The sequence below is a fragment of the Escherichia sp. MOD1-EC4550 genome, from assembly GCF_963876935.1.
In the GTDB taxonomy this organism is placed as follows: Bacteria; Pseudomonadota; Gammaproteobacteria; order Enterobacterales; family Enterobacteriaceae; genus Escherichia; species Escherichia coli_F.
On sequence record NZ_CAWNSE010000007.1, the window covers coordinates 184,827 to 200,671 of the forward strand.

Here is a 15,845-nt window from a genome sequence, read left to right on the forward strand (position 1 = left end):
CCGTGAGCTATTACGCCTTTGAAGGGTTAATTCCGGTGGTTCACCCGACGGCGTTTGTCCATCCCAGTGCAGTATTGATTGGCGATGTGATTGTGGGAGCCGGTGTCTACATCGGCCCACTCGCCTCACTGCGTGGTGATTACGGGCGGTTGATCGTGCAAGCGGGAGCCAATATTCAGGATGGCTGCATTATGCATGGCTACTGCGACACTGACACCATCGTTGGGGAAAACGGCCATATCGGGCACGGAGCAATCCTACATGGTTGTGTGATTGGTCGCGATGCATTGGTCGGGATGAACAGCGTGATTATGGATGGCGCGGTCATTGGCGAAGAGAGCATTGTTGCCGCCATGAGCTTTGTCAAAGCAGGCTTTAGCGGCGAGAAACGCCAGTTGTTGATGGGCACGCCTGCCCGCGCTGTACGCAGTGTTAGTGACGACGAGTTACATTGGAAGCAGTTGAATACCAAAGAGTATCAGGATCTTGTCGGCCGCTGCCATGTAGCGTTACATGAAACGCAGCCGTTGAGACAAATGGAGGAAAATCGTCCCCGTTTGCAGGGGACGACGGATGTGGCGCCAAAGCAGTGACATCGTCGGATGCGGCGTAAACACCTTATCCGACCTGACTGGAGAGCAACCGTAGGCCGGATAAGATGCCAGCATCGCATCCGGCAACCAGACCGCACGGTATCAACGAAATTAAATTAACGACGCATACTCTTCGACAACATCATTTGCCACTTCTGCTCGCGGTTAAGTTCCGTGAGTGGAACGGCAGGAATACGCGGTGTCTTTCTTACGCCGACTAATTTTTCCCGACTGTTATTGCGCAGGCGCGCGTAAATTTGCTCATCGATATCGACCACTTTAACCAGTCGCTGACACTGGCATCCCCGCCCTTCCAGCTTATTAGGGATCATCTTAACTTCGCAGCTTATTTCTGTGACTTCCGACAGAATATAAGTCAGGGTATTAACCGCCTTGCTGTGTTCAATATCGAAATGAATAGAGATCTCTCTTGCTATCACCCACCGATTTTCAGCCATCATCCATTCGGCGATTAACAAGTAGAGTGGTTTTTCAACATATCCTTCACACATACGAACTCCAGTTTCACAAATTAAAAGTCTGGCTATGACTCGTTTTGAAGCAATTAAACAAGGCCATATTAAAATTGTGGATATATCGATAGTATGCAACTTCACCGTCGATAAGTGTGAGCTAAATCCTGCTTATGTCATCAAAAATATCGATTCCCCAAAAGATTTACTTAATGGGCAAAAAAAACGGTCCTCATCAGAGAACCGTATTAGTTATTCGATCAAATTAGCGGATGAAAAATATCTGCCATGACACGCTATTATTTGATCTGCGCGTGCATTTCCTGCACCGAAATTACTTTTTCAGTCGCATCGGCATTCAGCGCCATCGCGGTAGCGAAACCACCGTTCAGGGTGGTGTCATAATGCACTTTATATTGCAGCGCACTGCGACGAATCACGCGGGAGTCCTCAATCGCACGACGGCCTGAAGTGGTGTTGATGATGTAGGTATATTCGCCATTCTTGATGCGGTCCTGAATGTGCGGACGACCTTCATGCACCTTGTTTACCAGACGCGGATTGATACCCGCTTCGCCCAGCACAATCGCCGTGCCGTGGGTCGCATCCAGCTCGAAGCCCTGTTTCAGCAGTTTTGCCGCCAGGTCTACCACGCGTTCTTTATCGCCTTCGCGCACGGAAAGCAGCGCACGCCCGTGTTTCTTCATGGTGGAGTTGCTGCCCAGCTGCGCTTTGGCAAACGCTTCAGCGAAGGTGCGGCCCACGCCCATAACTTCCCCGGTGGAGCGCATTTCTGGCCCTAACAGCGGGTCAACGCCGGGGAATTTGTTGAACGGCAGCACCACTTCTTTCACCGAGTAATACGGCGGGATAACTTCTTTAGTTACGCCCTGCTCAGCCAGCGATTTGCCAGCCATCACACGCGCCGCCACTTTTGCCAGCGGTACGCCGGTGGCTTTGGAGACGAACGGAACGGTACGCGCCGCACGCGGGTTAACTTCAATCAGGTAGACTTCGTTGTTTTTCACCGCAAACTGCACGTTCATCAGACCGCGCACCTGCAATTCGAAGGCCAGTTTCTGCACCTGTTGGCGCATCACATCCTGAATTTCCTGACTTAAAGTGTAGGCTGGCAGAGAACATGCGGAGTCACCGGAGTGCACGCCCGCCTGCTCAATATGCTCCATGATGCCGCCAATCAGCACCATTTCACCGTCGCAGATGGCGTCCACATCCACTTCTACCGCGTCATCGAGGAAGTGGTCCAGCAATACTGGTGCATCGTTAGACACGCTCACCGCCGTCTGGAAGTAGCGACGCAGGTCAGCTTCGTCATAGACGATTTCCATCGCCCGACCGCCGAGAACGTAAGACGGACGCACCACCAGCGGGTAGCCAATCTCTTTCGCTTTCTCAACCGCCATTTCGATCGCGGTGACGGTGGCGTTTGCCGGCTGTTTCAGTTTCAGGCGGTCAACCGCATGCTGGAAGCGTTCACGGTCTTCCGCACGGTCGATAGCATCCGGGCTGGTACCGATAACCGGTACGCCAGCGGCTTCCAGTGCGCGCGCCAGTTTCAACGGGGTCTGGCCGCCGTACTGGACGATAACGCCTTTCGGCTTCTCGATACGCACGATTTCCAGCACATCTTCCAGGGTTACCGGCTCGAAGTAGAGACGGTCGGAGGTGTCGTAGTCGGTGGAGACGGTTTCCGGGTTACAGTTCACCATGATGGTCTCGTAACCGTCTTCGCGCAGCGCCAGTGAGGCGTGTACGCAGCAGTAGTCGAATTCGATACCCTGACCGATACGGTTCGGGCCGCCGCCGAGGACCATGATTTTGTCACGGTCAGATGGGTTGGATTCGCACTCTTCTTCATAAGTGGAGTACATATAAGCGGTGTCGGTAGCGAACTCTGCCGCACAGGTATCCACGCGCTTGTAAACCGGGTGCAGGTCATACTGGTCACGCAGCTTACGGATTTCTGCTTCACGCACGCCCGCGAGTTTTGCCAGACGCGCATCGGCAAAGCCTTTGCGTTTCAGCTGGCGCAGGAAGTCAGCGTTCAGGCCAGTGATGCCCACTTCTGCGACTTTCTCTTCCAGGCGCACCAGCTCTTCAATTTGTACCAGGAACCAGCGGTCGATATTGGTCAGATTGAAGACGCCGTCTACGGACAGGCCCGCACGGAACGCATCGGCGATATACCAGATACGCTCTGCGCCTGCGTCTTTCAGCTCGCGGCGAATTTTGGTCAGCGCTTCCGGATCATCGAGGCTGACTTTCGGGTCGAAGCCAGTTGCACCCACTTCCAGGCCGCGCAGCGCTTTTTGCAGGGATTCCTGCTGCGTGCGACCAATCGCCATCACTTCGCCAACCGATTTCATCTGAGTGGTCAGACGGTCGTTCGCCCCGGCGAATTTCTCGAAGTTGAAGCGAGGAATTTTGGTGACCACGTAGTCGATGGACGGCTCGAAGGAGGCCGGAGTACGCCCGCCGGTGATGTCGTTCATCAGTTCGTCGAGGGTGTAACCCACCGCCAGTTTCGCCGCCACTTTAGCAATCGGGAAGCCGGTCGCTTTCGACGCCAGCGCCGAAGAACGCGACACGCGCGGGTTCATTTCGATAACAATCAGGCGACCATTTTTCGGGTTCACCGCAAACTGGACGTTGGAACCACCGGTTTCAACGCCGATTTCACGCAGTACCGCCATCGAGGCGTTACGCATGATTTGATATTCTTTGTCGGTCAGCGTTTGGGCTGGCGCGACAGTGATGGAGTCACCGGTGTGGATGCCCATCGCATCGAAGTTTTCGATAGAGCAGACGATGATGCAGTTGTCGTTTTTATCACGCACCACTTCCATCTCGTACTCTTTCCAGCCGATCAGCGACTCATCAATCAGCAGCTCTTTGGTCGGAGAGAGATCCAGACCGCGGGCGCAAATTTCTTCAAACTCTTCGCGGTTATAAGCGATACCGCCACCGCTACCACCCATAGTAAAGGATGGACGAATAATGCACGGGAAGCCCACTTCAGCGGCAACTGCCAGCGCTTCTTCCATGGTGTGTGCGATACCGGAACGCGCAGTTTCCAGACCGATTTTCTTCATCGCTACGTCGAAACGACGGCGGTCTTCTGCTTTATCAATTGCATCGGCAGTGGCACCGATCATGGTGACGCCGAACTCTTCCAGCACGCCCTGACGCTCCAGCTCCAGCGCACAGTTCAGCGCCGTCTGACCGCCCATCGTTGGCAGCACCGCGTCCGGGCGCTCTTTTTCAATAATCTTGCGTACCACTTCCCAGTGAATCGGCTCGATGTAGGTCGCATCGGCCATTTCCGGGTCGGTCATGATGGTCGCCGGGTTGGAGTTCACCAGAATGACGCGGTAACCCTCTTCGCGCAGGGCTTTACATGCTTGCGCGCCAGAGTAGTCAAACTCACACGCCTGACCGATAACAATCGGGCCCGCACCCAGAATCAGGATACTTTTTATATCTGTACGTTTTGGCATGGCTCTTTTACTCCTGATTACTTAGCGGTTTTACGGTACTGCTCAATTAACGCGATAAAGTGGTCGAACAACGGCGCTGCGTCGTGTGGACCAGGGCTGGCTTCCGGGTGACCCTGGAAGCTGAACGCCGGTTTATCGGTGCGATGAATGCCCTGTAACGTACCGTCGAACAGGGATTTATGTGTGACACGCAGGTTTGCAGGTAATGTTGCTTCATCCACCGCAAAACCGTGGTTCTGGGCGGTGATCATCACCACGTTTTTCTCCACATCTTTAACCGGATGGTTGCCGCCGTGGTGACCAAATTTCATTTTGATGGTCTTCGCACCGCTCGCCAGCGCCAGCAGCTGATGACCGAGGCAGATGCCGAATACCGGAATGTCGGTTTCGAGGAATTTCTGGATGGCAGTAATAGCGTAATCACACGGTGCCGGGTCGCCAGGACCGTTGGAGAGGAAGATGCCGTCTGGATTCATTTTCAGCACGTCTTCCGCAGAGGTTTGCGCCGGAACGATGGTCAGGCGGCAGCCTCTATCCACCAACATGCGCAGGATGTTGCGCTTGGCACCAAAATCATAAGCCACAACATGGAACGGCAGCTCGTCTTCTTTCTTCGCTTCTGGCAGGCCGCCGGTCAACGTCCAGCTCCCTTGTGTCCAGCTATAGGCTTCTGCGGTGGTCACTTCTTTTGCCAGATCCATGCCGTTCAGACCTGGGAACGCGCGGGCTTTTTCTAACGCCAGCGCCGCATCCGGGTTATCGCCTGCGATAATGCAGCCATTCTGTGCGCCTTTCTCACGCAGTAAACGCGTCAGCTTACGGGTATCGATATCAGCAATCGCCACGATGTTATGGCGTTTAAGGTAAGAAGAGAGGTCTTCGGTATTACGGAAGTTGCTGGCAATCAGCGGCAGGTCGCGAATCACCAGACCTTGTGCATGTACCTGAGAAGATTCTTCATCGGCGTCATTAGTGCCGACATTGCCAATATGGGGATAAGTAAGAGTAACGATTTGACGAGAATAGGAAGGATCAGTGAGGATTTCTTGATAACCGGTCATTGAAGTATTGAAAACGACTTCCCCAACCGCCGAACCTGTTGCCCCTATGGCCCGACCGTGAAACTGGGTTCCGTCTTCCAGAACCAATAGCGCTGACTTAATCAAAACACCCTCCAGAGAATATTCACTCACTTTATTTGCATATTAATTCACAATGATGACGTAAATCAATGCAAATCTGCTTACCGACGAATTTCTGGCAAACGGCGGCATTCTGGAGATATGGGCGTTAAAAGTCAACTTAATGGTGGTATTTTTTATATTATTTTGTGGCTCATGCATGTTTTGCAGGCATTAAGCGACAAAAAGATCATATAACCCGTTCTGGAAAACGCTTGCGCAGCGAGAAGATTGCATGAAATAAAAATGAGCAGAAAAAAGTGGACCAAATGGTCAAAATTTACATTGAAACAACAAAAATAAAAGCGAAAACATGTTATTTTTAGCACTTTATATGCTTTTATAAATAAAAAACTAAAAATAAAAGGGCCAAAAATTAAAGCCCTTTATAATCAATAAATTAAATGTGTTATTTTTGCATCATCATAAACATTTTGTGGTTACAAATTATTGAGATCAAGCACATCTCGCATATCAAAAAGACCACTTTCCTTACCACTCAACCACAAAGCCGATCTTACCGCACCGTTAGCAAATGTCATGCGGCTGGACGCCTTATGGGTGATCTCCAGACGCTCACCAATATCGGCAAACATCGCGGTATGTTCGCCAACGATGTCACCTGCACGCACGGTGGCAAAACCAATGGTGCCAGGCACACGTTCACCGGTATGGCCTTCACGACTGTAGACCGCGCAATCTTTCAGATCTTTATCCAGGGCGTGGGCGATCGCCTCTCCCATTGCCAGTGCGGTGCCTGAAGGCGCATCAACTTTATGTCTATGATGTGCTTCAATAATTTCGATATCGGTGTAGTCACCCATCACTTTGGCTGCTTTCTCCAGCAGCTTAAGCATGACGTTAACGCCAACGCTAAAATTGGCGGCAAAGACAATCGCAATATCGGCGGCGGCGTCACGAATCGCCTGTTTACCGGCTTCGTCAAACCCCGTAGTGCCGATCACCATCCCTTTGCCATGCTGGCGACAAAAAGCGAGATGGTTCAGCGTACCTTCCGGACGGGTAAAATCGATAAACACATCAAAATCATCTTTTATCGCATCAAGGCTGCTTTGCACAGTAACGCCTGTTTTTCCTGCACCCGCCAGCTCACCGGCGTCGCTGCCCAGTAAAGAAGATCCTTCGCGCTCCAGCGCCGCGCCCAGCTGCACGCCTTCTAATGCCAGCGCCGCCTGAATCAACTGGCGGCCCATACGCCCCCCGGCTCCCGCGATGGCAACGCGGATGTTTGCATCATGCATAGCTATTCTCTTTTGTTAATTTGCATAGACCGTTTTCAGAGTAACCAGCGCATCGCTACGCCGCCAGCCAAAAACGCTGATAATTAGAAATTAATGATAAACAGGGAGGGATATCAGTGAAAGGCATGAGTCGATGAATGACTGCATGCCGATAACATGTGACAGGTTACGACGCCAGAGCCAGCACCTCAGCCACCCACTGCTGGAAACCTTTCACATCCAGATCCAGCGCCACCTGCACGTTTGCAGGTTTACTCAGGCAACCATCAATATCAACAACCGTAGTACCTGAGGTAAATTCACCCTGAGTTTCCACCGCCACAAAACACGGTTTGAGAGTGAACAAGTCTGGGCGCACCAGCCAGGCGATGGCGCAGAGATCGTGCATACGCAGACCGCTTTGCATACTGCCGCTACGGTAGTGGCTAAACAGGGCGTGCAACATTTTCCCGGTACGATTCAACTCCGGCAAAGTAGCGAGATAGTCAGGAGTTAATATTGCCTGATTGGTGACATCCAGACCGCACATAACGATTTCGATGCCGCTACGGAAGACACAGGCTGCCGCTTCTGGATCGGCAGCGATATTAAACTCGGCGTTTGGCGTACAGTTGCCGCGTCCGGCAGAACCGCCCATGATCACCAGACGGCGAATATGCGGTTTGCATTCCGGGCATTGTGAAAGTAACAGCGCAATATTGGTTAACGGGCCGATGGCTACCAGCGTAACAGGCTCAGGCGCACGCAGCAGGGCATCACGAATCGCCAGAAATGCGGGTTTGTCCAGTGGGCTTCTGTTGTGCTCGACAAAGTCGTAGCCAGCCATTCCCGATTCACCGTGCACAGATGCTGCATTACGCGGTGCGCGTACCAGCGGCACAGCGGCTCCCTGGGCGAGCGGAATATCCGCATTCCAGAAATGCAGCAGTTGCAGGGCGTTGCGGGTAGTTTTCTCAACCGAAACATTACCCGCGACGGTGGTCATCAGTTGCAGGTCGAGTTCGGGGGCAAAAATCGCGGCGGCAATGGCGACCGCATCGTCAATGCCTGGGTCTGTATCAAGGAAGATGGGTATAAGTTTTGTCATTACTGTCTCTCCTGGCTTGTTACTTGCTCATGGCTTTGAACTCATCGCGGCTGATACAGATATCCGAAATATCTTTATTCGTCACCAGACGCGGGCTAAGTTTATCGCCTTCAACAAACGGTACTAGCGGGCAAAATTCCCCTGGAGACGCTTTATCTTCCTGCCACTGAATTTCAATGGATTCCGGCTTCATACCTGGTTTCTGTGACTGAATGACTGTGCGGATATCCGTGGTTAACTGAAATGGCTCACACCCCTTCACATCAGTAAAAGTCGGCGTCAGATGACCATTCTTACGTTCCTGCAGATAAAAAATGCGGCCATCGTGATAGGAAGGAATTACGTAGCAGGTATACATTTTACCTTTGCTTAGCACGGGCTGAAGATAACTTGAACCTCTCTCGATCAATTCAACCTCTTTCCCCTTCCAGCGATAAACGTCAACCCCGTGACTACAGCAGCTTCCTCGCCAATGGCTGACGATCTGCTTATATTCTGCATCTGGCTCCGGCGAGGTGATTTCCTGATAAGACGCAGGCGCATCAACAAAACGTTGTGTTGAGGGATCGTAAAGCCAGGTTTGTTCGGGGATATTGGGTCCAGCGGGTAACTCTTGCGGAATGGAAAGATCCGGATAACCATCAAAATTAACATCCTTCCATTGAGGCGTAAAAATGCTACAAGTGCCGATAGAAGCAGTATATAAGGTCTGTATCGGTTTCCCATCACGATATAATTTTATTGCTGAAATGACCGGAACATTATTACAGTCGATCGCTTTGGAAGGGTCGTAATCGTCATTCACTTCCGCCACCAGCACCAGATCAATGCCCGGATCGTTTTTGGGTTTGTTATAGTTAAGCGCAATGGGGAAATGGTGTTTTTTATCGGCTGAAGTCCATACACCTTTTATCTCAATCGGTGAAACTTCAGCATCCCATTGACCAGAAAGTGTCTGTGCGCGCTCCTCAAGAAGCAACCGCTTAACCTGGAGAGATCCACGCAGAATTAATCGCATTTTTCTCTGATTGCAGGGTTCATAGCAATAGCTACCATGAAGGTCGTTGTTAATCCGCGTGATATCGACACTTACCTGCTTACCCGCAATCGTCCCGGAATAATTTCGATCCCAGAACGGAAATTCAAGCTGCGAAGCGCCATTGGCCGCTCCCAAACAAAATACAAAAGCCAAAAATCCCGCCAATCCATAAGCTATCTTGCTCATCATCCTTGCCTCCGCAGAAGAGTACAGCTAAAAAAAACCAGCAACGAATGTGCTGGTTTTGAATGATTAATCTTTACTCGACTTCACGAATATCGACACGCAGCTCTTTCGGCACTTCGAAAACAATGTTTTCTTCACGGCCTTCCAGCGGGATGGCTTCACCACCGCCCAGCTGCTGCAAACGTGCCACCACATTCTGCACCAGAATATCCGGAGCCGATGCGCCCGCAGTTACGCCAACGCAGTTCACGCCTTTTACCCACTCTTCCTGGATATCTTTCGCATCGTCAATTAAAAACGCGCGTTTGCCCATACGCTGGGCCAGTTCCGCCAGACGGTTGGAGTTGGAAGAGTTTTTTGAACCAACCACCAGTACTACTTCCGCCTGTTCTGCCAGAGCGCGTACCGCTTCCTGACGGTTAGTGGTGGCGTAGCAAATGTCATCTTTGCGCGGACCGACAATTTTCGGGAAGCGTTTACGCAGCGCGTCGATCACATCAGACGTGTCATCCACCGACAGCGTGGTTTGGGTCATAAAGGAGAGTTTCTCTTCGTTTTTGACCGTCAGTTTCCACACATCGTCCGGCGATTCGACCAGATACATTCCCCCTTCCGGGTTGCTGTACTGACCCATCGTCCCTTCCACTTCCGGGTGACCGGCGTGACCGATAAGAATAGACTCTTCACCACGGCGGCTGGCACGGGCGACTTCCATATGCACTTTGGTCACCAGCGGACAGGTGGCATCAAACACCGTCAAATCACGGCTTTTCGCTTCGTTACGTACCGCCTGAGAAACACCGTGTGCGGAGAAAATCAGGATCGCGCCGTCCGGCACTTCGCTAATCTGCTCAATAAAGATAGCCCCACGCTCCCGCAGGCTATCGACCACGTAGCGGTTATGCACCACTTCGTGACGGACATATATCGGTGCGCCGTAAATGGCCAGCGCGTTTTCAACAATGCTGATAGCGCGGTCTACCCCGGCACAAAAACCACGCGGGTTGGCCAACAGGATCTGCATGTTACGCCTCCAGTGCCGGATCGATTTCCAGCACTTCAATATCAAAATGAACGGTCTGCCCGGCCAGCGGATGATTGAAATCAACGGTAATGGAGTCGCCGTTAATTTCGCGGATCACGCCAGGCATCTCACTGCCATCCATTGCGGTAAAAAGCATGATTGCACCAATTTCTGGCTCGCCTGCATCCATAAACTCACGGCGGGAGAAGTACTGAATCAGGTCCGGTGACGGCACGCCAAACGCCGCATCTGGCTCCAGCGAGAAGGTGGTTTTATCGCCCACTTTCAGCCCCAGCAGGTGTTGCTCCAGACCTTCGGAGAGAGAAGCATCGCCCAGGCGGAACAGCGCCGGTTTACCGTTGTTGCGGGTAGACTCGGCGGTGGTGCCATCGTCGAGTTTTAGCGTGAAGTGCACCAGGACGGCGCTATTGCTCTGTACAGATTCAGACATGCAGGTTTGCTCTTATATTTTGAGGATTTTTGCCGGATGCAGCCTACGATTTCGCAGCAATCTGTAGGCCGGATAAGATGCGTCAGCATCGCATCCGGCAGGGTTTATTATTGTTTTTTCGCTTTAGAAGGCAAAAAACCTTCCAGCACAATCAGTGCCGCACCGACACAGATGGCAGTATCGGCAAGGTTGAAGGTAGCGAAGTGCCAGTCGCCGACGTAGAAGTCGATCATATCGACAACGAAGCCGTGCCACAGGCGGTCGAACAGGTTGCCCAGCGCACCGCCAATAATCAGCGCGTAAGCGATATTGTTTAGCTTCTGCGTGGCCTTCGAGCGATACATCATCACCATCAGGATCACGCTAATACCAATCGCAATACCGGCAAAGAACCAACGCTGCCAGCCGCCGCTATCGGCAAGGAAACTAAACGCCGCGCCATAGTTACGCGCATAATGCAGATTAAGCGACGGGAACAGCGGGACCGTATCCCCCAGAGCAAAATTCTGGAGGATCAGGTACTTGCTGCCCAGATCGATAATCAGCACGACTACCACCAGCCACAGCCAGCGTAGCCCTGTTGAACAGATCGATTGACTCATCAGGCAAACTTACGTTTTTCACCGTCACCGGCGACGTTGCTGACACAGCGGCCGCAGATTTCTGCGTGTTCCGCTACCTTGCCGACATCCTGGGTGTAGTGCCAGCAGCGTGGGCACTTCTCACCTTCGGCTTTACTCAACGCGACTTTCAGCCCTTTGAGTACTTCGCTCTGCTGGGCATCAGCAGGTGCGTCGTTATAGTCTGCAACGGTAGCGCCGGAGGTCAACAGGACAAATCGTAATTCATCGCCCAGCGCGGTCAGTTTCGCCGCCAGTTCCGGTTCTGCGAACAAGGTCACTGCCGCTTCCAGCGAGCCACCCACTTTCTTGTCGGCACGCGCTTGCTCAATGACTTTGTTCACTTCGCCACGCACTTTCAACAGCTCGTCCCAGAACGCATCGTTCATCGCTTCGCTGTCTGCCAGACCAAACAGGCCTTCGTACCACTCGCCGGTGAAGACGTATTTTTCACGTTCGCCCGGCAGATAGCCCCACACTTCATCAGCGGTGAAGGAGAGGATTGGTGCCATCCAGCGAACCAGCGCTTCTGCGATGTGATACAGCGCAGTCTGGCAGCTACGACGCGCCACGCTGTCCGCTTTCGCGGTGTACTGGCGGTCCTTAATGATGTCGAGGTAGAAAGAGCCCATCTCAACGGAGCAGAAGCGCATCAGACGCTGTACCACTTCGTGGAAATCGTATGCTTCGTACGCCTTGAGGATGTCTTCCTGCGCCGCTTTCGCACAACCTACGGCCCAGCGATCCAGTACCACCATCTCTTCCGGTTTCACCATATCTTTTGCCGGATCGAAACCGTTCAGGTTTGCCAGCAGGAAACGTGCAGTGTTACGGATACGACGATAGCTGTCGGCAGCACGTTTCAGGATCTCGTCAGAAACGGCCATTTCACCGGTGTAGTCAGTTGATGCCACCCACAGACGCAGAATATCCGCGCCCAGTTTGTTCATCACATCCTGCGGCGAAACGGTGTTGCCGATAGATTTAGACATCTTGCGACCCTGACCATCCACGGTAAAGCCGTGGGTCAGTACCTGACGATACGGTGCTTTGCCCTTCATCGCGGTAGAGATCATCAGAGAGGACATGAACCAGCCACGGTGCTGGTCAGAACCTTCCAGATACATGTCCGCTGCGTGACCGGCAAATTCCGGACGCACGTCAACAACAGAAGAGTGGGTAGATCCGGAGTCAAACCATACGTCCAGCGTATCCGGCACTTTCACGTACTGGTCAGCTTCGTCGCCGAGGATCTCTTTCGCATCGAGATCCCACCACGCCTGGATGCCATCAACTTCAACGCGTTTTGCCACTTCTTCCATCAGTTCGAGGGTACGCGGATGCAGCTCTTCAGTGTCTTTGTGCACGAACAGTGACATCGGTACGCCCCAGGTGCGCTGACGGGAGATACACCAGTCAGGACGGTTAGCGACCATCGACTCGATACGCGCCTGGCCCCAGTCAGGGATCCACTGCACGCCTTTGATCTCTTTCAGTGACTGCGCACGCAGGCCTTTCTGATCCATGCTGACGAACCACTGCGGCGTAGCGCGGAAGATGATCGGCGTTTTGTGACGCCAGCAGCACGGATAGCTGTGCTGCATTTTCTCAACGTGCAGCAGCGCGCCTTTTTCCTGTAGCAGCGCAACGACGATGTCGTTCGCTTTGAAGACGTTAACACCATCCAGCGTCGGGTAAGTACCCGGCAGATAAGTACCGTCCGGGCCAACCGGGTTAGCGGTTTCCAGACCATATTTCTGACCAATCACATAGTCGTCCGGACCGTGGCCTGGCGCGGTGTGAACGGCACCGGTACCGGCATCCAGGGTAACGTGATCGCCAAGAATTGCCGGAACGTCGAAGCCCATAAACGGATGGGTAAAGCGCAGCAGCTCCAGCTCCGCACCTTTTACCGTGCCGAGAATGGTGTAATCGGTAACGCCGATACGCTGCATTACGCTTTCAACCAGATCTTTCGCCAGAATCACGGCCTGACCGTCGATCTGCACCAGCGCATAGTCGAAATCCGGTGCAATGGAGATTGCGCGGTTGGCAGGCAAAGTCCACGGCGTAGTGGTCCAGATCACCAGCGAGATTGGGCCGTTAACGTTGCTTACGCCAAATTTTGCTTGCAGTGCATCCTGATCGACCGCCGGGAAAGCGACGTCGATGGACGGAGAAGTTTTGTCGTAATACTCAACTTCCGCTTCCGCCAGCGCAGAACGGCAGTCAACGCACCAGTGCACCGGCTTCGCGCCTTTGTGCAGGTGACCGTTGCCAATGATTTTGCCCAGCGCGCGGATGATGTTGGCTTCAGTTTTGAAGTCCATAGTCAGGTACGGGTGCGACCAGTCGCCCAGCACGCCCAGACGGATAAAGTCTTTGCGCTGACCGTCAACCTGAGTCGCTGCGTATTCGCGGCACTTGGCGCGGAACTCGGCGGCGGTGAATTTCTCACCCGGCTTACCGTATTCTTGCTCTACTTTCAGCTCGATCGGCAGACCGTGGCAGTCCCAGCCAGGCACATACGGCGAGTCATAGCCGGAAAGCCCTTTGGACTTCACGATAATGTCTTTCAGAATCTTGTTAACCGAGTGACCAATATGAATGCTGCCATTCGCATAAGGAGGGCCATCATGCAGAATGAAGGTTTTTTTGCCTTTTTTAGCCGCACGGATGATGCCGTACAGATCATCATCAGTCCAACGCGCCAGCATTCCCGGTTCGCGCTTGGCGAGATCGCCACGCATCGGGAACCCTGTTTCCGGCAAATTCAGGGTTGATTTATAGTCACTCATCAGATTCTCGGTTCCGTATTTCGGTTTGATTACATAACAGGCTTAAGCCGGTTTTGTTAGCCCAAAAAATTCGCGGGCGGTTAATTCATCACGCGCAATCTGCGCTTTCAGTTCGTCCAGCGACGCAAATCGCTGCTCATTGCGTATTTTTTTACGCAGTACTACTTGTATATGGCGACCATAAAGGTCCATTGCAACATCTAACAAATGCACTTCCAGCTGCTGGCGAATACCGGCAACCGTTGGGCGTGTTCCGATGTTTGCAACGCCGGGTAACGGCTTTTCACCGAGGCCCAGCACTTCTACCGCATAAACCCCTTTCACCGGGGAAACCTGACGGCGCAGCGGTACATTCGCCGTCGGGAAACCTATAGTGCGCCCTAATTCATCACCGTGGACCACACGCCCGGAGATGGCAAACGGGTGCCCCAGTAAACTTTCTGCCAGAGCCAGATTGTCATCCGCCAGCGCCTGACGTACAGCGGTACTGCTGATGCGCACGCCACCTTCGCAAAAAGTTTGCGTACTGGTGATATCGAAGCCGTATTCCGCGCCAGCTTTCTGTAATAACAAGAAATCGCCTTCACGACCAGCGCCAAAGCGGAAATCATCACCTACGGCAAGAAATTTTACCCGCAAATGCTTCACCAGAAGGTCACTGATGAAATTTTGCGCGGTTAACGCCGCGAAACGCCTGTCGAAACGCACGCACAGCACGTAATCAACGCCACACTCTGCAAGGTAACGCAGTTTTTCCCGCAGTCGGGTCAGCCGTGCCGGGGCTTTATCGGTAGCAAACAGTTCCAGTGGTTGAGGTTCAAAAAGCATCACCATCACCGGTAAGTTGCGCTTGCGCCCTTCTTCCTGCAAGCCCTGTAACAGCGCGCGATGACCGCGATGCACGCCGTCGAAATTACCAATAGTCAGCACACACCCTTCTTGCGGGGCCTGGCTGAGATTATGTATGCCGCGTATCAGCTTCATGTCTGGCTCAAAACAGTGAAAATCGTCCGAGTATACCTTGTACAGCGGTCAAGGTTAACCGGCGATTGAGTACCGAAATCAGAAAGAAGTGGCTTTTCATTGCCATGCCGCAAATTACGGGAAGAAACAGACCGCCTGCTGCAATTTTTATCGCGGAAAAGCTGTATTCGCACCCCGCAAGCTGGTAGAATCCTGCGCCATCACTACGTAACGAGTGCCGGCACATTAACGGCGCTTATTTGCACAAATCCATTGACAAAAGAAGGCTAAAAGGGCATATTCCTCGGCCTTTGAATTGTCCATATAGAACACATTTGGGAGTTGGACCTTGGCTAATATCAAATCAGCTAAGAAGCGCGCCATTCAGTCTGAAAAGGCTCGTAAGCACAACGCAAGCCGTCGCTCTATGATGCGTACTTTCATCAAGAAAGTATACGCAGCTATCGAAGCTGGCGACAAAGCTGCTGCACAGAAAGCATTTAACGAAATGCAACCGATCGTGGACCGTCAGGCTGCTAAAGGTCTGATCCACAAAAACAAAGCTGCACGTCATAAGGCTAACCTGACTGCACAGATCAACAAACTGGCTTAATCGCCAATTTGCTGAAGCTTTGTGAAAAAGCCCGCGC

The 15,845-nt window shown here is 52.6% G+C and carries 14 protein-coding genes; 2 read left to right on the plus strand and 12 right to left on the minus strand.

Annotated features, from left to right (window positions below; genetic code table 11):
- The first annotated feature begins 2 nt into the window (after positions 1 to 2).
- On the plus strand, positions 3 to 593 hold the full coding sequence (gene caiE / locus AACU19_RS04445; RefSeq protein WP_032302350.1) for a carnitine operon protein CaiE: 591 nt from the start codon (positions 3 to 5) through the stop codon (positions 591 to 593).
- 116 nt (positions 594 to 709) lie between these two features.
- On the opposite strand, the gene caiF is transcribed toward caiE, so the two are convergent.
- The 12 genes from caiF to AACU19_RS04505 form a co-directional block, all read right to left on the minus strand.
- Positions 710 to 1,105 (minus strand): carnitine metabolism transcriptional regulator CaiF, encoded by a 396-nt coding sequence (caiF, locus tag AACU19_RS04450; RefSeq protein ID WP_000333125.1) that lies wholly within the window; start codon positions 1,103 to 1,105, stop codon positions 710 to 712.
- Positions 1,106 to 1,365: 260 nt separating this feature from the next.
- Complete coding sequence (gene carB / locus AACU19_RS04455; RefSeq protein WP_001126398.1) at positions 1,366 to 4,584, minus strand: carbamoyl-phosphate synthase large subunit; 3,219 nt, start codon at positions 4,582 to 4,584, stop codon at positions 1,366 to 1,368.
- A 17-nt stretch (positions 4,585 to 4,601) separates the two neighbouring features.
- Positions 4,602 to 5,750 (minus strand): glutamine-hydrolyzing carbamoyl-phosphate synthase small subunit, encoded by a 1,149-nt coding sequence (carA, locus tag AACU19_RS04460; protein WP_105278731.1) that lies wholly within the window; start codon positions 5,748 to 5,750, stop codon positions 4,602 to 4,604.
- Positions 5,751 to 6,205: 455 nt separating this feature from the next.
- On the minus strand, positions 6,206 to 7,027 hold the full coding sequence (dapB, locus tag AACU19_RS04465) for a 4-hydroxy-tetrahydrodipicolinate reductase (RefSeq protein ID WP_000543585.1): 822 nt from the start codon (positions 7,025 to 7,027) through the stop codon (positions 6,206 to 6,208).
- A 166-nt stretch (positions 7,028 to 7,193) separates the two neighbouring features.
- Positions 7,194 to 8,114, minus strand: coding sequence for a ribonucleoside hydrolase RihC (gene rihC / locus AACU19_RS04470; RefSeq protein WP_088541461.1), 921 nt, complete (start codon positions 8,112 to 8,114; stop codon positions 7,194 to 7,196).
- Between the two features lie 19 nt (positions 8,115 to 8,133).
- Positions 8,134 to 9,339, minus strand: coding sequence for an XAC2610-related protein (locus AACU19_RS04475; RefSeq protein WP_105277314.1), 1,206 nt, complete (start codon positions 9,337 to 9,339; stop codon positions 8,134 to 8,136).
- Between the two features lie 73 nt (positions 9,340 to 9,412).
- A complete protein-coding gene (gene ispH, locus AACU19_RS04480) occupies positions 9,413 to 10,363 on the minus strand; it encodes a 4-hydroxy-3-methylbut-2-enyl diphosphate reductase (RefSeq protein ID WP_088541462.1) in 951 nt (316 codons plus the stop codon).
- A gap of 1 nt (position 10,364) precedes the next feature.
- A complete protein-coding gene (fkpB, locus tag AACU19_RS04485; RefSeq protein WP_000004655.1) occupies positions 10,365 to 10,814 on the minus strand; it encodes an FKBP-type peptidyl-prolyl cis-trans isomerase in 450 nt (149 codons plus the stop codon).
- 107 nt (positions 10,815 to 10,921) lie between these two features.
- Positions 10,922 to 11,416, minus strand: a complete 495-nt coding sequence (gene lspA, locus AACU19_RS04490) for a signal peptidase II (protein ID WP_000083377.1) — start codon at positions 11,414 to 11,416, stop codon at positions 10,922 to 10,924.
- The gene (gene ileS / locus AACU19_RS04495; RefSeq protein ID WP_105278733.1) at positions 11,416 to 14,232 is read right to left on the minus strand and encodes an isoleucine--tRNA ligase; all 2,817 of its coding nucleotides are present in this window, start codon (positions 14,230 to 14,232) and stop codon (positions 11,416 to 11,418) included. The genes lspA and ileS overlap by 1 nt, the downstream gene beginning before the upstream one ends.
- Before the next feature lie 42 nt (positions 14,233 to 14,274).
- Positions 14,275 to 15,216 carry a bifunctional riboflavin kinase/FAD synthetase gene (ribF, locus tag AACU19_RS04500; RefSeq protein ID WP_000767324.1) on the minus strand — a complete coding sequence of 314 codons (942 nt, stop codon included), beginning with the start codon at positions 15,214 to 15,216 and terminating at the stop codon, positions 14,275 to 14,277.
- A gap of 7 nt (positions 15,217 to 15,223) precedes the next feature.
- A complete protein-coding gene (locus AACU19_RS04505; protein ID WP_105278734.1) occupies positions 15,224 to 15,442 on the minus strand; it encodes a DUF2575 family protein in 219 nt (72 codons plus the stop codon).
- 102 nt (positions 15,443 to 15,544) lie between these two features.
- Here AACU19_RS04505 and rpsT point away from each other — a divergent pair, with 102 nt between their 5' ends.
- Entirely contained in the window at positions 15,545 to 15,808 is a 264-nt protein-coding gene (gene rpsT / locus AACU19_RS04510) for a 30S ribosomal protein S20 (RefSeq protein WP_001274021.1), read from the plus strand.
- The last annotated feature ends 37 nt before the right edge of the window (positions 15,809 to 15,845 follow it).